This window comes from Dapis purpurea BLCC-M126 (assembly GCF_050015975.1).
Lineage (GTDB): Bacteria > Cyanobacteriota > Cyanobacteriia > Cyanobacteriales > Microcoleaceae > Trichodesmium.
In genome coordinates this window covers 1-16,712 of record NZ_JBNHER010000089.1, presented here as the reverse complement: position 1 = coordinate 16,712, position 16,712 = coordinate 1, and the positions used below count along the sequence as shown (strand labels likewise).

The window sequence follows — 16,712 nt, the reverse complement described above, 5'->3', positions numbered from 1 at the left end:
AAAATAATCTCTGACTAAATTTGATAATTTAGAAATGACTATATTATAAATTTCTCCAGACATAACTAACCCTGACAGTTTCCTGCCAGGGTTATTCTTCACACTTAAAAACTGAAGCTAAAAACTAGATATTAATGCCCAATTCCCACATACTGAAAACCAGCAGTTTCTAACTCTTTACGATCGCAGAAATTACGACCATCAACAAACAAATTATGCTCCATTGACTTCGCCATCTTAGCATAATCTAGTGTCTCAAACTGTTTCCAGTCTGTCACCAAAACTAAAGCATCACAACCATCAGCAAGTCTTTCTGGGTCAGTCTCAACTACCACACCAGTTAAACCATGACGCATACCAGACTGAGAAATAATTGGGTCATAAGCCTTCACCTTCGCCCCCAACCTGTTTAACTCTTGAATCAAATCTAGAGAAGGTGCATCCCGCATATCATCAGTATCAGGTTTAAACGTTAAACCCAATAACCCAATAGTCTTACCCTTGAGAATTTTCAAAGACTGCTGTAACTTATCCACTGCTATCATCCGTTGACGCTGATTCACCTCAACTGCTGCTTTCAATAAATTTGCTTCACAACCATAGTCATCAGCAGTATGAACTAAAGCAGAAACATCTTTCGGGAAACAGGAACCACCCCAACCGATACCAGCTTGTAAAAACTTATTACCAATGCGAGAGTCTAAGCCAATACCCTTAGCAACCTGAGTCACATCTGCACCCACGCGATCGCAAATATTAGCAACCTCATTCACAAAACTAATCTTTGTTGCCAAGAAAGAGTTGGCAGCATATTTAATCATCTCTGCTGAGTTCAAATCTGTAATTACTACTGCTACTGGAGGTAGAGACTGGTCGTCACCATACTTGCGTTCGACTAAAGGTGCATAAAGCTCTTGCATCATATCTAATGCCTTTTGACTATTACTTCCCAAAACAATTCTGTCCGGGTTAAAAGTATCAAAGATAGCAGAACCTTCACGCAAAAATTCTGGGTTACTAACTACATCAAATTCTGCTTCAATATCTGTACCACTTCCCCCTTCTTCTTTTTTGCGTTCTTCAACACCATCTAAAACGATCCTGCGTACCCAGTCTCCAGAGCCAATAGGTACAGTTGATTTATTAACAATCACTTTGTAACCTGTAGTCAGATGAGCACCTATACCCTTTGCCACTGCTTCTACATAGCGAGTATCACTTTCTCCCGTAGGTAGTGGGGGAGTACCAACAGCAATAAATAAAATATCACCGTGATCGACCCCTGCTTTTAAGTCAGATGTAAACTCTAGCAATCCTGCTTGGGTGCTACTTTGCATCAGTTCAGATAACCCCGGTTCGTAGATTGGAGACTGTCCTGATTTTAATAATTTGACTTTTTCTTCGTTGTTGTCTATGCAAATTACATGATGTCCTGTATGAGACAGACAAACTCCTGTAACTAAACCAACGTAACCAGTACCAATAACGCAAACACGCATATTTTATATCCTCAAAATTTTTAACACAAACATGGATAATTAATAATTAATCCCTAGAGGTTTAAAGCCTCTTCTTAAGTAATGGATAATGAATTCATTATCCATTAATAAGCAGGTAAACGAAATAAATTACACATTTGAGGAACTGAAATCCTTACTGTGTAAACATCACTTGTGTAAATAATTTTGTGTAGGTGCTTAAATAATTATCCATTATCCATTATCCATTATCCATTATCCATTGCACCCTTTTAGCTTTTTGGCGGTTCATTTTTGATCCGCTCGCGAAAATCTTCTATGGTTAATTTTAACCCTTCTTCGAGAGGAACTGTCGGCTCCCAACCCAAATATTTTTTCGCACGAGTAATATCTGGTTGTCGTTGTTTTGGGTCATCTTGTGGCAGAGGCTTATATATTATCTCTGCATCTGGATTAACCATTTCTTGAATTTTCTGAGCTAATTCTAGTATTGTATACTCTCCAGGGTTCCCTATATTAACTGGTCCGATAAAATCTTGATTCATTAACCGGATAAACCCTTCTACCAAGTCTGAAACATAACAGAAACTTCTGGTTTGGGAGCCATCGCCATAGACTGTTAGTGGTATTCCTTTTAAGGCTTGTGCGATAAAGTTGCTAACAACCCGACCATCATTTTCTAACATTCTAGGTCCATAGGTATTATGAGCAAAAATACTGTAACTTCCCCCTATAAAGTTCTCATAATTTGGTACGGAGAAATCGTAGACATAATCATCTATTTCAAATTCTTCCATACTTTCTATTTTTGCCCAGACAATATCACCAGTAGTTTTGGCTGATATTTTCTGCTGAACGTTAGACAAATTCTCGATATTGTTATCTTCTAATCCCTCTACTTTTATCCGGTAAATTTTTTCTTCTGTTTCTGAGACATCTGCTACTAACCCAAACTTAGCTAGAATTAATACTAACTTTTCTGTGATTAACTGACTATCACTATTAAATTCAATCTTTGAATTTTGTTTATTTCCTAGATTGTTACCTTCAGCAAATCCCTGTAAAAAGCTAATTAACTGTTTTTGAGGAAGTTGTAAAATCCAATTAGGAATATCTTTTTCTTGATTCCCAAAAGTCAACCCATTTCCAATTAAATCAACCAGAATTTTTGACTCAATACTTATGTCTCCTGCCTCATTACTTCCAGGCTTATATCCAAATATTCTTTCTATTACTTTTGCTAATTTTTCAGCTTCTCCTTTGAGCAATAGTTTATCTTGTACAAAACTTCCTTGAGCTACATAAAACCCTAATAACCATAAAAATTCTTCTACGTTTCTTATCCAATTTTTAATTGCTTTTGTAGAGGGGTAGCAAATTTTTTCTTTTTCGGATAGAGGTAGTTCTAAATATTCCCATAGATGCCAAGGAATTTGATTTTTTGCTTCGTAATTTTTCAGTGTGGAATAAAGTTGACTAGGATTTAAACCCTTTACCAATAAATACTCCCGAATTTTATCTCCATATTTTTCTAGATAGGAGATTGTTTCTTCACTTTCTACAGATATTTCTTCTTTGTTTAATATCTTGTCTGTAATATGGAATGGTTGTAAAGGTTTTTCCAAAAAGCTAATATAACTGGGAACTCCAATTTCATCTCCCACCTTTAATTCATTTCCAAAAGCTGCTTGAGGTTGATTATTTTCATCCCTTGTAAATAAACTATGATCTTCTGTAATTTTTATCTCCTTACCCCAAACAGTTTTAATCTTAAAACCTTTCTTCTTGACATGATGTTTCCAAATTGCAGAAATTGGTTTAACAACTGTCTTTGAATTTTCATCAAAACAAGGCACTGATACATTAGAGATATCTCCATTAATTCTGTCATAACATTCAGCAAAAGTTTCATAATGAAGCTCTTCACCAATGTAATAAAGTACCTTTTGGTCTCCAGTCAAACTGTTAAAAATTCTGACTACTCGAATATCAACATTATTTTGACGATGGTAATCAAATGCCAAAGTTTCTGCTACTCGCTTCCCTTCGTCATAACAAGATCGAATCCCAATACAATTAACATTACCTCTATACTCTTCTGTTTGAGGATGTACATCTGGATCTCCATATACCTCAGATGTGGAAGCTAAAAAGAATCTTGCTTTTACCCTTTTAGCTAACCCCAACATATTCAATGTCCCCATCACATTTGTTTTAATTGTCTTGACAGGGTTGTTCTGATAGTGTACAGGACTAGCAGGACAAGCTAAATGATAAATTTGATCTGCTTCTAATCTAATTGGTTCAGTAATATCGTGGCGAATTAATTCAAAATAGGGATGATCCAACCACTTATAAATATTGCGTTTAGTTCCTGTGTAAAAATTATCGAGACAGAGGACTTCGTGGCCTTGTTCCATTAATCTATCGATGAGATGAGAACCAAGAAAACCCGCGCCACCTGTTACTAATATTCTCATTATTTCCAAAGAACGAGGATTGTAATTTGTTGTGGTTTTCAATAGATAATTGAATAACCACATCAAACTCGATCATACACTAACAAAGTCTTGCTCTGAAATATTCTCTACAGCTAGCTTATTAAATCTTAAAAAAAATACTTAGGATATTAATCTAATCGCAGCACTGCCATAAAAGCTTCTTGTGGTACATCAACTGTACCTAATGACTTCATTCGTTTTTTACCTTTGGCCTGTTTTTGTAGTAATTTTTTCTTACGGCTAATATCCCCACCATAACATTTAGCCAAAACATCTTTCCGTAAAGCAGGAATATGCTCACTAGCAATAACTTTAGCGCCGATGGATGCTTGAATTGGTACTTTAAATTGATGACGGGGAATTAACTCTTTCAACTTTTCTGCCAAAGCACGACCTACCCCATAAGCTTTATCCTTATGTACAATTACAGCTAAAGCATCCACTGGTTCAGCATTAATCATAATATCTAACTTCACCAAAGGATTCTCACGGTAGCCTATGAGATGATATTCCATACTAGCGTAACCACGAGACCTAGATTTCATTTGGTCGAAAAAGTCTGTCACCACTTCTGCCAAAGGTATCTCATATATTAAGGTAGTTCTACCCTGAGCCAAATACTTCATGTCCTTAAATACACCCCTTCGTGATTGCCCCAACTCCATTAATGTCCCTACATATTCTTCTGGGGTAATCATTTCCACTTTCACATAAGGTTCTTCTATTTTTTCTCGCTGATTAGGATCTGGTAATAAATTTGGATTATCAATCATCATAACTTCTCCTTTATTGGTAGTTACCTGGTAAACTACCGATGGGGAGGTAACAATCAAATCTAAATTATATTCTCGCTCTAACCTTTCTTGGACAATTTCCATGTGGAGCAGTCCTAAAAACCCACATCGAAATCCAAAACCCATAGCACTTGATGTTTCTGCTTCATAAGACAATGCCGCATCATTAAGCTTAAGTTTATCTAATGCGTCTCGTAAATCTGGAAATTGGTCAGCATCAGTAGGAAATAGGCCACAAAATACCATAGGTTTAGCTTCAACATAACCAGGTAGAGGTTCTTCCGCTCGTTTTTTGGCTAAGGTAATTGTATCTCCAACCCTTGCATCTTCCACTGCTTTGATAGCTGCTGAAAAATAACCTACTTCTCCGGCATGGAGTTCTGGTACTGGTTTTTGGGTAGGGGACAAAACTCCCAACTCATCTATATCATATTCTTTTCCTGATGCCATGAGTCGGACGCGATCGCCTTTAGCAATAGTCCCATCCATGACCCGGAAATATACAATTACTCCTCGATATGGGTCATAATAACTATCAAATATTAGGGCGCGTAATTTTTCATCAATAGTATCTTGTGGTGATGGTACTAATTGAACAATGGATTCTAGAATTTCAGGAATCCCTATTCCTTCTTTGGCAGATGCTAAAATTGCCCCCGAACAATCTAGGCCAATTATATCTTCTATTTCTTGTTTGACTCTATCTGGTTCTGCCCCTGGAAGATCAATTTTATTTAATACTGGAATAATTTCTAGGTCATGCTCTAAAGCTAGGTAGACATTAGCTAAGGTCTGAGCTTCGACTCCTTGAGAAGCGTCCACCACTAATAAAGCACCTTCACAAGCAGCTAGAGATCTTGATACTTCATAAGAAAAATCTACATGACCAGGTGTGTCTATTAGATTTAATACATATTCTTCTCCATCTTGAGCATGATAATTCATTCGAGCAGCCTGGAGCTTGATTGTGATGCCACGCTCCCTTTCTAAGTCCATTGTGTCTAGGAATTGCTCTTTCATTTCACGGTCTGCCACTGTACCAGTTACTTGTAAGAGGCGATCGGCTAGGGTTGATTTTCCATGATCTATATGAGCAATGATTGAAAAGTTACGAATATGAGATACAGGAACTTTTGTCATACTTATTGTTAATAATTTAAGCTGGCGTGTTTTTCTTATGGTCTCAATACAATCTATCTATATTTGTTAACATATTTTAATTCTTAAATTTTTGGCCTTACCTCATTTCTGTTCCGGTCACTGTTAAAAATCAAATATATTACTCGTAAACATCTATTTATTTTCTGGTTTGACAAATAAATCTTGATGTGATATTTTTACGACTGTAGGTTTAAAAGTAAACTATAGAAACACAAATTTATTATATTTGTTAGTAAAATAGTTAAATCAGTTAGTAGATATTACTATATTATAGGAGTTTTATAAATTTAGGATTGTCTGGTTATGAATGAGCCTAAAGTTGATCGGCAAAAATCTCTGGAGAAAGTAGAATTATCTATAAATATAGATCCTAGGTTATTAGATCAAGTTAAACATTTAACAAATGACCCTAGCAAAGTGATTGAAAGTGCCCTTCGCCAGTGGTTGAGAGGAGGACTGCCAGAAGATGAATTGGCTTTAACCCTTCAGAGAAACCCTCCTATTCCTCCAAGAGGAGAATGGAATGATTAAGAGTTAAGCTTTCCCAAATTTTCTAGTCTGTAATCATTACGATTAATATTGATTGATTATTTTAATAGTTGAGTGGGATGAGACTGATTTAGAAAACGGGAAATTATCTAAACTAAATCTTAGGATTAATTCACTCAATCTTTCAGATTATTCAATACTAAATAATTCTAGTTGCTATAGTATTAAGAGAAGTAAGTAAATAAAAATATAACTATTGCTAAAAATTAATTTAGTGGGAAAAGTTACAAGAATTTGAAGAATGTCAAAATATACTTCTTTGGGTGTGAATTATTATTCTTTACTTGGACTCCATCCAAAAGCATCTAATCAAGAAATTAGAAGAGCATATCGGGAATTAAGTAAACATTATCATCCAGATACTACAGATATGCCACCAGCGATAGCCACTGCTAAATTCCAACAAATTAATGAAGCTTATGCTACTTTAGTGGACTCCGAGAGAAGATTGGAGTACGATAAAAAAATTAGGCATTTGTATATAAATGATTTTGAGCAAAGAGTTAACTTCAGTACTCATGTATCCCGTTCAAAATGGAGAAATTTATCTACCTACTTAGACAGTAAGGATAGACCATTATCTGCAGGTGAATTATTTGCCCTCCTGATTATGGGCATTGCTCTTATTGGTTGTTTGGTAATAGCTATTATTATCGGTCTCATACGTCCAGAGTTGACGCTCCAACCTATCGAACCACCAGGAATTTAAGTTATATATCTTAAGCATCCTCATTATAATTTTCTAACTTTATCAAATTCAGAGCTGATCTAAGAGGAAGCAAAATTTCCCATTAAATTAAATATTACAGAAGTTTTGATAATTAGTAGACCACAGTAGGGAGGTTTGATGAAACCTTCCTAAAAACTTTTTTGTTTTGATTGCCTAGTTCACCCATCACAAAAGCGCTATACTATATAATAGGAGAGTGTGAAAAAAATATAGATATTTTTTAGATATTTTTTGTAGAAATAAAATAAATGGATCTTCCTAACCCAGATACTCCCCTATATAATCATCCTCTACCAAAAATTGAGCAATGGCTTCAAGAAAATGGCTGCCAACAAAATTCGGAAAAATTGCATTGTTGGTGGGTTGAAAGAGCAGCTTGGAAAGCAGAATTATTACTTGATATAGATAAACTTACTGTACGTTATGTAGATGCAGGTCTTGATGGCACTGACATCCAACGCTCTTTTAAATATTCCTTGACTAGGCAGGATCTTGAAGCAGCAATATTTTCTGGACCTTAGTTTAACTTGAATCAATCAGATTTTGCCAAATCTGCGTTCACGTTGTTGATAAGCGTATAAAGCACGATGAAATTCAGGACGATTAAAGTCAGGCCAAAATGTCTCAGTCACATAAATTTCTGAATAAGCAATTTGCCAGAGTAAAAAATTACTAATTCGCATTTCTCCACTGGTACGAATTAATAAATCTGGATGAGAAATACCCGCAGTATAGAGATATTGCTCAAAAATTTCTTCATTAATTTCTTCAGGTTTGAGTAGACCTTTTTGTACTTGAGTGGCGATCGCTTGACAAGCTTGTATAATTTCCTGACGTCCCCCATAATTAGTAGCTACAGTAAACTTAATCCCCTGATTTTGCCTAGTCGTTTCCATTGAGTGTTTAATCTCAGCTTGCAAAGATAGAGGTAAAGAACTTAAATTACCAACAAATCTAATTTGAACATCTTCTGCCATCATCTCTTGTAGCTCTTGACGCAGAACTCTTTCAAACAAAGTCATTAAAAAATTAACTTCCTCTAGAGGTCTGCCCCAATTTTCACTAGAAAAAGCGTAAGCAGTTAAGGCTTCTATACCCCAGTCTCTACAGCATCGTAGCAGATCCTTCAGCGCCTCTACTCCACGCCTATGACCCATAATCCGAGGTAAACCACGATCTTTTGCCCAACGACCATTACCATCCATAATCACAGCTACATGGTGAGGCAACCTTTCTGGTTTCAAGTCAACAGGTAAATCTTGTAAACAAGTTCCTTGATTCATCTTTTCTTTCGAGTAGCTGATGGACTTTGATGAAATACCCATGAAATTAATTTCGATCCTTTTAATCCTATTTGACGTCCAAGACTAAGTATAGGGATTGAATTTGTACTTTTTTCACTACCAGATAGAAATAGACGTTCTTCTAATAACTCCTTTAGTTTATTACCTGTTAAAGGCCGATTCAAAGTTCCTTTTTCAGCTAGAGAAATAGAACCAGTTTCTTCAGATACGACTATACAAAGGCATTTTTCTACTTGTTCTGTAATTCCCATAGCTGCTCTGTGACGAGTCCCTAATTGTCTGGAAGCTATTCTTTCAGATAGTGGTAGAATCACACCAGCTGACATAATCTTGCGTTCTCTAATTAGAACTGCTCCATCATGTAATAAAGTTTTTGGCTGAAATATAGTTTGTAATAGCTCCTTAGAAAGTTCAGCATTTAACTTTACACCAGGTACAGAAAAATCTCTTTCGTCAATAGGTCCATCTGTTTCTATAATTAACAAGGCACCTATACGATTTTGGGACAGTTGTTTAATCGCTTCTACTATTACATCAATCATGTTATCTGATTCAGGTAGAACTCGGCGATCATGTCCAAACATTTGTAGAATTTCTCCCTGTCCCAACTGTTCGAGAAACCTACGAAATTCTGATTGCAATATCACTGCCATTGAGACAGCAGAACCAATCACTAGGCTGTTGAGGGCAAAACTTAATAGTCTTAATCCGGCCCAATGACTTAAAGCCGAAGCCAACATTAAAACTATAAAGCCTCTTACCATCCATAATGTACGACGTTCCCCTATGATGACCAGCACCATATATATTAGGGCTAGAACCAGTCCAATATCAATACTATGTAATAATAAGGACTTCATCAAGCCTGGGTCATTACCAAGACCCGATTTCATTGAACTTTAATTATTAATCTAGTGTCAACTTTTAATTTGTTGCTTTATAAAACTGATATAAAACGTCACAATTGACATTTCAATGTTTACTTCCTGCTTCTAAGGTAACACTCGGCAGCAGAACCTCTACAGGCATTCACGGTCAAGCCGACCGCATCTTTCAAATTTATACTTCCATTCAGATCGCTATCCTTTACATTGGTAACATATTAGTTGCTATTCTTTATAGCTTTCTGTTACCAATCAAATACTATTATTACCCATAGCTATTCTTTCTGGTAAAGTATCTTGATTAAGTAAATCTTGGTAAGTTTCTCTTTGTAAAATTACATTGACTTCCCGATCACCTACCAAGACTGCTGCCGGTCTTGGCAAGCGATTGTAGTTAGAAGCCATACTATAGTTATAAGCACCTGTAGCCATAACTACTAAACAATCTCCTGGTTTAGTTACTGGTAAGGTAGCATTCTTAATCAAAACATCACCAGATTCACAATGTTTACCAGCAATAGTAACTGTTTCTGTGCTTGGTTCAGATAATCTATTAGCCACAACTGCTCGATAAACTGATTGATAAGTTATTGGGCGAGGATTATCTGACATTCCTCCATCAACAGAAATATAAGTTCTAATGTCGGGAATTTGTTTTTGAGACCCTACAGTATAAGCTGTCACACAAGCAGGCCCAATTATTGAACGTCCTGGTTCACACAATAGTTTGGGTAATGGTAACTGTCTAGCTTGACAAGCATCTACCATTGCGCTACTAACCTTATGAACCCAACTTTCAATACTAGGGGGGTCATCTGCTTCAGTATAACGGATTCCTAAACCACCACCAATATTAATTTCTTTGATTGATAAATTATGTGCCATAGCAGTTGTCATTGCATCTATCATTACATCTGCTAAATCTTGATGGGGTTGAACTTCAAAAATCTGGGAACCTATATGAGCGTGAATACCAATAAGTGATAGTAATTCTTCTTTACTTATGAAGCCAAATACATCATTTAGTTGATTGGGGTCAAATCCAAACTTGCTATCTAGATGACCTGTACGAATGTATTCGTGGGTATGACATTCAATACCAGGTGTAAATCTTACCATGATTTTTGTTGGATTCTGTACCTGCTCTTTTTGTTGGTTCTTTAAAGCTGCTAATGTTTCTAATTCTAGCCAGTTATCCACAACAATTATACAATCTGTTTCAATGGCAAAAATTAATTCTGCTTTAGATTTGTTATTGCCATGAAAATATATTTTTTCAGGTTTAATACCTGCTTGGATAGCTGTATATAATTCTCCTCCAGATACAACATCTATACCTAAACCTTCAGAACCACATACAGCACATACTGCCAGACTACTCCATGCTTTGGAAGCATAAAGTACCAAAGATTCTCCAGGATAATACTGTTTGAGTGCTTCTCTATATTGGCGGCAAGCTGTTCTGAGAGTGTTTTCGTCCACAATATATAGAGGTGAGCCAAATTTCTCGACTAATGCTGGGACATCCCAACCTCCGATTTCTAAATGGTCTAAATTATTAACTTTTGCAGTGAGTGGTAAAAGTTCTTGATTGGGCGAACTTTTTTTAACAGATTGTGTTGATTTTGGCAAATACTGAAGCCCAGAATTGCTGGCTATTACAGATTCGGTTGATACCATGAGTGTTGTACGGAGTTATACTTTAATAGTTTATCTAATAAATAGAAGTTATTTTACTTTGTCGATTTTTGATTGATTTTTTATCTAATATTTAGACTGTAGTAAATATGGCCATTATTACGATTCAAAAAATGAGGCATGAGCATATTTCTAGTGTGGTTGAATTGGACTTACTTTGCTTTGGTGGACTCTGGAATGCTCAAGGTTATCAACGAGAGTTAGAAAGTCCTAATAGCGATTTGCTGATTTTAGTGATTAGCCAAAATACTAAAGATAGAAATGACGAAGTTGTCTTGAAATCCTCTAACTTTCAATCACAGATTACCTATAATCATCAGTCTATAATCGGTATATGTTGTTTGTGGGCTATCTTAGAGGAAGCACACATTACTATTTTAGGAATCGATCCTCAATACCAACGCTTGGGTTTTGGTCAACTACTACTATACACTTTAATGAGGTCTGCTTGGGAAAGAGGCTTAGAGCGAGCTACTTTAGAAGTTGCAGCTTCAAATATTTCTGCATTGTCTTTATATTATAAGTTTGGTTTTCAAGATGTAGGTCGTCGTCGAGGATATTACCAGAAAAGTGGTGAAGATGCTCTAATTCTCTGGCGTGGTCATCTGCATGACCTAGAATTTGAGCAAACTTTGTCTGAATGGCACAGACAGGTTGTTGCTCGTATCAATGATTACGAAGTTAGTTGGGAAAGTTTAAAAGTTGAAAATCAACATTCATACAGTTAGACTAGTCAAAATACCTAAAATAACAGAAAGGATAAAATCTATGGTGATTCTAAATAATATTTTTATTTATACTTATTATTTAAAATCAGCTAATTTCTAATAGGTTAAATTTTTGACTATAGTTTGTTGCCAGTATTCTTTATTTTAGAAAAAAGGGTTTGGGAGAATGGTGGAATGTTCCAGAAAGACAAGGATAAAGAATTTAAGTATTGAAATAGAACAACAGCAATATAAATATCAATAATAAAAGTTCATTGTAATTCCATATTCTTCGGTAATAGAAGGGAAAAAATCCGTGTATAACTAATCTTTTTGAGCAGAGAAGAGTAAGTTGGTAAAGGTTGAAATATCCCAAAAAGGTGATATTGGCAAAGCATTATAGCTACTAAAACTTTCTGGGTTTTTGAGTTCTAACTTTAACTTTTCTAATCCCCAATCATGAATCGAAGCCTGACCTGCAGAACTTGTTTTCAGATTTAATAATTCTTCTATTCTACCTTCTCTATATCGAGGTCAATCTTTGAATTGTTAGGCGTTTCGCTTACAACATTAAACCTGGAGCATGGCGTTAGCCAATCGCATCTCAAAGTTACTCCTAGATACTGAACAGTTTCTACTACTTTTTTTAGTATTCAGTCAATACAAGGGTTTAACTCTTGACTTTGCTCATAGCAGTCCTTTGGCTGTTCATCATATTTTTTGGCTATGGTCGAAGTTCCTAGAGTATCCTCCTTTGACCTTAGAAAGAATAATTTATTAATTCATTATTAACTGATAGCTCAATGCTAAGAGTTGAAACTTAGCAAACTATTACCGCTGTTGCATATTTTTTATACAACTAGATCTAGAATTGATATTCTAGTACAAAAAATATTTGATTGGTTGGAATCAATGATTTTGAATGAGAAAACTTTATAATTTCTTAAAATAATTATAGATAGTTTAATTATCAGCTATTGTAAAAATCTGAGCTATACTTTAGAAACCAAAATTACATTGTTGCTCAGAAAAAGTAACTTTCAATACCATTAATGGTAGATAGGGAAAAGCAATTCAGAAAGACTTCAGATAGGGGATTCCCTTACCTTAGTTCTTTGTTTATTGAGCTAAACTGTCTAGATACAACTCTAAATAAACTAATAAGACTATTTTATTTTTGAGTAGTTTGGTAGAAACTGTTATTCACTGAAAACTTTATTATAGGACTCGAAAGATTACTATCGCAAAATAAATTTACATTTTGATAAGTATCTTTGGTCTAAAGAGCTAGAAGTGAGAAACAGCTTTAGTAGAAATGTCACGCTAGAATAAGCTTAAGGGCAATTATAGAGATAGGAATAAATTATGTTTGAACGCTTCACGGAAAAAGCAATCAAAGTTATAATGTTGGCCCAAGAAGAGGCTCGCCGCTTGGGACATAACTTTGTGGGGACAGAACAAATCCTTCTGGGTTTAATTGGAGAAGGAACAGGAGTAGCAGCTAAAGTTCTGAAATCTATGGGTGTTAATCTCAAAGATGCTCGGATTGAAGTAGAAAAAATAATTGGCCGTGGTTCAGGATTTGTGGCAGTAGAAATCCCTTTTACTCCTAGAGCTAAAAGGGTTTTAGAATTATCTTTAGAGGAAGCACGGCAATTAGGGCATAACTATATTGGCACAGAGCATCTACTATTAGGTTTAATTCGAGAAGGAGAAGGAGTAGCTGCAAGAGTTCTGGAAAATTTAGGAGTAGACCTGTCTAAAGTCCGTACTCAAGTGATTCGGATGTTGGGTGAAACAGCAGAAGTAACTGCTGGTGGTGGCGGTGGACGTACAAAAACTCCTACTCTGGATGAGTTTGGTTCAAATCTGACTCAAATGGCATCTGAAGGTAAGTTGGACCCGGTGGTGGGAAGGCAAACCGAAATTGAAAGGGTAATTCAGATTCTGGGTCGTAGAACTAAGAATAATCCAGTTTTGATTGGTGAACCTGGTGTGGGTAAAACGGCGATCGCTGAGGGTCTGGCACAACGCATTGCTAATAATGATATACCAGATATTCTCGAAGAAAAGCGGGTGGTTACTCTGGACATTGGTCTATTGGTTGCTGGTACTAAATACCGGGGTGAGTTTGAGGAACGTCTCAAGAAAATTATGGATGAAATTCGCTCTGCGGGTAATGTCATCCTAGTTATTGATGAGGTTCATACTCTAATTGGAGCTGGTGCTGCTGAAGGGGCAATTGATGCTGCAAATATTTTGAAGCCGGCTTTGGCTCGTGGGGAGCTACAGTGCATAGGGGCAACTACCCTCGATGAGTATCGGAAACATATTGAACGGGATGCAGCTCTGGAACGTCGTTTTCAACCAGTTATGGTGGGTGAACCTTCTGTTGATGAAACTATTGAGATATTATACGGTTTAAGGGAACGTTACGAGCAACACCATAAATTAAAAATTTTAGATACAGCTTTGGAAGCTGCTGCTAAGTTATCAGACCGTTATATTAGCGATCGCTATTTACCAGATAAAGCTATTGACTTGATAGATGAAGCTGGTTCCCGTGTCCGCTTGATTAATTCTCAACTGCCTCCTGCAGCTAAGGAATTGGATAAAGAATTACGTCAACTTCTGAAAGAAAAGGATGAGGCGGTTCGTTCTCAAGATTTTGATAAGGCGGGAGAGTTACGCGATCGGGAAATGGAGATTAAATCGGAAATTCGCTCTCTGGCTCAAAATAAAAAGCTCGACTCTACTACCGAGGATGATTCTCCAATGGTGACTGAAGAGGATATTGCTCATATTGTGGCAAGTTGGACTGGCGTTCCAGTGAATAAGCTAACTGAGTCTGAGTCTGAGAAGTTGCTGCACATGGAAGATACTCTACACCAACGTTTGATTGGTCAGGAGGAAGCTGTAAGAGCGGTATCTCGTGCTATTCGTCGGGCAAGAGTGGGATTGAAAAATCCTAACCGACCTATTGCTAGTTTTGTTTTCTCTGGACCGACTGGAGTTGGTAAGACAGAATTAACTAAAGCTTTAGCTACCTACTTCTTTGGTTCTGAGGAGGCAATGATCCGGTTGGATATGTCCGAATATATGGAACGTCATACTGTTTCTAAGTTGATTGGTTCTCCTCCTGGTTATGTGGGTTATAACGAGGGTGGCCAGTTAACTGAGGCAGTTCGTCGTCGTCCTTATACTGTGGTGTTGTTTGATGAAATTGAAAAGGCGCACCCTGATGTATTCAATATGCTGTTGCAAATTTTGGAAGATGGTCGCCTGACTGATGCGAAGGGTCGGACGGTTGACTTTAAGAATACCTTGATTATTATGACTTCTAATATCGGTTCTAAGGTAATTGAGAAAGGAGGCGGTGGTCTAGGTTTCGAGTTCTCAGAAAATGAGGCTGATGCTCAGTATAACCGAATTCGCAATTTGGTTAATGAAGAACTTAAACAATATTTCCGTCCAGAATTCCTCAACCGTCTAGATGAGATTATTGTGTTCCGTCAGTTGACTAAGGATGAGGTGAAGGAAATTGCTGTCATTCTACTGAAAGAAGTCTTTGGTCGCTTGACAGAAAAAGGTATTAAGTTAGAAATTACCGATCGCTTCCAGGAGCGGTTGGTTGAGGAAGGTTATAATCCTAGTTATGGGGCAAGACCTTTGCGTCGGGCAATTATGCGTTTGCTTGAGGATAGTTTGGCTGAGGAAATTCTGGCTGGTAAGATCGGTGAGGGCGATACTGCTGTGGTTGATGTTGGAGAGGATGGTCAGATTACGGTTTCTAAGGGTGAAAAACGAGAGTTAGTGCCTCAAGTTGCTGAATAGGATTTAATTTCTTCAGGGAAAAGAAGTGAATATTTAATGGTAAGACGGCGGAGAGTTTGAGCTTTCTGCCGTTTCCTCTGTCAACCTTCTGCCTTCTTCCTAATTAGGAATGAGGATTTGTTAACTTCCAGATTTCCTACACAGAACTATTTGAGTGCAATACTTCTAGACAAAAACTTTGGATATTATTTAATTCTCATTCCTTAGTAAATATTGGTTATGTCTAAACCAGATTTAGTATTACTCCTAACTTAGGGCTTCAAGACTTCTTTTGCACCTTCAATAAAGAATTGTGCAACAGGATGATCGAGCATTTTTTCTAGCGCTGCAAAACTACCAGCTTTAACTCCTCTCAAAATTCGGGATTTTAGCTCTGGATTATTATCAAGTTGATCGACAGCCTTTGCTCCTAAAACTCTGAGACTATCATTTGGATAATCTGCTGACAGCTGGTCTAATAAATTTTTGATATCTTTTGAAGCTTGGACTAAATCTTGAGAATTATTAATTTGAGTGTCAATTTTATCACCCATAACTTTATCACCTGCGATATTATACCCTAAACCATATTGATTAATTGAATTTTCCACGATCAACTCCTGAATAATAACCTGTAATTTTTAATCCTACATTCCGCACGACAAAATGTAGTACATAAAGATGGGAAAACTTGAGTAAGTATTTAGACTTAAAGTAAATAGTAGGAGGCAATCGCAATAGGGTTTGCGATCGGGAAGTCTTTTGGTAGGGATAAAAGTGTTTACAACTTGCTTGTTACTCCTGCTGTATTCCATGAATGCTTTTGAGAGTGATATCAGTTGCTCGAACTCACCAATAGACATCTTCAAAAATCGCCAAAGTCATTCTCTCACTTGACTAATCGCATCTTAATAATTGCCAAGCGCTTTCATTTTACATTACTATTCAATCGTTGATGATTTTCACACTCTACCTGTTTGGTCTCAAATGTCTCCAGTGAGTAGATAGTATGTTTGACAACTTGGAGGAAAAAACTTCAATAATTCTAAACGTTCTGGAGTTAAATTAGATATGCTCTTAACTCCAGAATTAA

At 36.5% G+C, this 16,712-nt stretch carries 11 protein-coding genes and 3 pseudogenes; 5 read left to right on the top strand and 9 right to left on the bottom strand.

From position 1 onward, the window contains the following. Nucleotides 1-131: 131 nt before the first annotated feature. The 5 genes and pseudogenes from ACP6PL_RS08380 to lepA all read right to left on the bottom strand — a co-directional run bounded on the left by ACP6PL_RS08380 (nucleotide 132) and on the right by lepA (nucleotide 5,913). Nucleotides 132-1,499, bottom strand: a complete 1,368-nt coding sequence (locus ACP6PL_RS08380; RefSeq protein ID WP_426544467.1) for a UDP-glucose dehydrogenase family protein — start codon at nucleotides 1,497-1,499, stop codon at nucleotides 132-134. 251 nt (nucleotides 1,500-1,750) lie between these two features. Continuing rightward, nucleotides 1,751-2,182 (bottom strand): annotated as a pseudogene (locus tag ACP6PL_RS08375) (GDP-mannose 4,6-dehydratase); the annotation flags it as partial. A gap of 3 nt (nucleotides 2,183-2,185) precedes the next feature. Next, nucleotides 2,186-3,439 (bottom strand): annotated as a pseudogene (locus tag ACP6PL_RS08370) (GDP-mannose 4,6-dehydratase); the annotation flags it as partial. After that, nucleotides 3,440-3,958 (bottom strand): annotated as a pseudogene (locus tag ACP6PL_RS08365) (GDP-mannose 4,6-dehydratase); the annotation flags it as partial. Between the two features lie 149 nt (nucleotides 3,959-4,107). Next, nucleotides 4,108-5,913, bottom strand: a complete 1,806-nt coding sequence (gene lepA / locus ACP6PL_RS08360) for a translation elongation factor 4 (RefSeq protein WP_426544465.1) — start codon at nucleotides 5,911-5,913, stop codon at nucleotides 4,108-4,110. Nucleotides 5,914-6,237: 324 nt separating this feature from the next. Between lepA and ACP6PL_RS08355 the strand changes: the two genes are divergently transcribed. The 3 genes from ACP6PL_RS08355 to ACP6PL_RS08345 all read left to right on the top strand — a co-directional run bounded on the left by ACP6PL_RS08355 (nucleotide 6,238) and on the right by ACP6PL_RS08345 (nucleotide 7,734). Beyond that, a complete protein-coding gene (locus tag ACP6PL_RS08355; protein WP_426544463.1) occupies nucleotides 6,238-6,465 on the top strand; it encodes a hypothetical protein in 228 nt (75 codons plus the stop codon). Between the two features lie 259 nt (nucleotides 6,466-6,724). Further along, on the top strand, nucleotides 6,725-7,192 hold the full coding sequence (locus tag ACP6PL_RS08350; protein WP_426544461.1) for a J domain-containing protein: 468 nt from the start codon (nucleotides 6,725-6,727) through the stop codon (nucleotides 7,190-7,192). A 269-nt stretch (nucleotides 7,193-7,461) separates the two neighbouring features. Continuing rightward, nucleotides 7,462-7,734, top strand: coding sequence for a DUF3143 domain-containing protein (locus ACP6PL_RS08345; protein WP_426544459.1), 273 nt, complete (start codon nucleotides 7,462-7,464; stop codon nucleotides 7,732-7,734). Nucleotides 7,735-7,749: 15 nt separating this feature from the next. Here ACP6PL_RS08345 and uppS read toward each other — a convergent pair whose 3' ends face one another. The 3 genes from uppS to lysA all read right to left on the bottom strand — a co-directional run bounded on the left by uppS (nucleotide 7,750) and on the right by lysA (nucleotide 11,081). After that, nucleotides 7,750-8,496 (bottom strand): polyprenyl diphosphate synthase, encoded by a 747-nt coding sequence (gene uppS / locus ACP6PL_RS08340; RefSeq protein WP_426544457.1) that lies wholly within the window; start codon nucleotides 8,494-8,496, stop codon nucleotides 7,750-7,752. Next, on the bottom strand, nucleotides 8,493-9,410 hold the full coding sequence (gene cdaA, locus ACP6PL_RS08335) for a diadenylate cyclase CdaA (RefSeq protein ID WP_426544456.1): 918 nt from the start codon (nucleotides 9,408-9,410) through the stop codon (nucleotides 8,493-8,495). Before cdaA ends, uppS begins: the two co-directional genes overlap by 4 nt. A gap of 243 nt (nucleotides 9,411-9,653) precedes the next feature. Further along, complete coding sequence (lysA, locus tag ACP6PL_RS08330) at nucleotides 9,654-11,081, bottom strand: diaminopimelate decarboxylase (RefSeq protein WP_426544454.1); 1,428 nt, start codon at nucleotides 11,079-11,081, stop codon at nucleotides 9,654-9,656. Between the two features lie 107 nt (nucleotides 11,082-11,188). Here lysA and rimI point away from each other — a divergent pair, with 107 nt between their 5' ends. Both rimI and ACP6PL_RS08320 read left to right on the top strand, forming a co-directional pair. After that, a complete protein-coding gene (rimI, locus tag ACP6PL_RS08325) occupies nucleotides 11,189-11,827 on the top strand; it encodes a ribosomal protein S18-alanine N-acetyltransferase (RefSeq protein ID WP_426544452.1) in 639 nt (212 codons plus the stop codon). A 1,344-nt stretch (nucleotides 11,828-13,171) separates the two neighbouring features. After that, the gene (locus tag ACP6PL_RS08320; protein WP_426544450.1) at nucleotides 13,172-15,640 is read left to right on the top strand and encodes an ATP-dependent Clp protease ATP-binding subunit; all 2,469 of its coding nucleotides are present in this window, start codon (nucleotides 13,172-13,174) and stop codon (nucleotides 15,638-15,640) included. 251 nt (nucleotides 15,641-15,891) lie between these two features. Here ACP6PL_RS08320 and ACP6PL_RS08315 read toward each other — a convergent pair whose 3' ends face one another. Beyond that, nucleotides 15,892-16,230: a hypothetical protein gene (locus ACP6PL_RS08315; RefSeq protein WP_426544448.1), complete on the bottom strand. Its 339-nt coding sequence runs from the start codon at nucleotides 16,228-16,230 to the stop codon at nucleotides 15,892-15,894. Nucleotides 16,231-16,712 lie beyond the last annotated feature (482 nt).

What these genes read in the sequence shown, in the direction of transcription:
- ACP6PL_RS08320 (WP_426544450.1), top strand. Translation starts at nt 13,172, where the DNA reads ATGTTTGAACGCTTCACGGAAAAAGCAATCAAAGTTATAATGTTGGCC.
- ACP6PL_RS08345 (WP_426544459.1), top strand. Translation starts at nt 7,462, where the DNA reads ATGGATCTTCCTAACCCAGATACTCCCCTATATAATCATCCTCTACCA.
- cdaA (WP_426544456.1), bottom strand. Translation starts at nt 9,410, where the DNA reads ATGAAATCGGGTCTTGGTAATGACCCAGGCTTGATGAAGTCCTTATTA.
- uppS (WP_426544457.1), bottom strand. Translation starts at nt 8,496, where the DNA reads ATGAATCAAGGAACTTGTTTACAAGATTTACCTGTTGACTTGAAACCA.
- ACP6PL_RS08350 (WP_426544461.1), top strand. Translation starts at nt 6,725, where the DNA reads ATGTCAAAATATACTTCTTTGGGTGTGAATTATTATTCTTTACTTGGA.
- ACP6PL_RS08355 (WP_426544463.1), top strand. Translation starts at nt 6,238, where the DNA reads ATGAATGAGCCTAAAGTTGATCGGCAAAAATCTCTGGAGAAAGTAGAA.
- lysA (WP_426544454.1), bottom strand. Translation starts at nt 11,081, where the DNA reads ATGGTATCAACCGAATCTGTAATAGCCAGCAATTCTGGGCTTCAGTAT.
- lepA (WP_426544465.1), bottom strand. Translation starts at nt 5,913, where the DNA reads ATGACAAAAGTTCCTGTATCTCATATTCGTAACTTTTCAATCATTGCT.
- rimI (WP_426544452.1), top strand. Translation starts at nt 11,189, where the DNA reads ATGGCCATTATTACGATTCAAAAAATGAGGCATGAGCATATTTCTAGT.
- ACP6PL_RS08380 (WP_426544467.1), bottom strand. Translation starts at nt 1,499, where the DNA reads ATGCGTGTTTGCGTTATTGGTACTGGTTACGTTGGTTTAGTTACAGGA.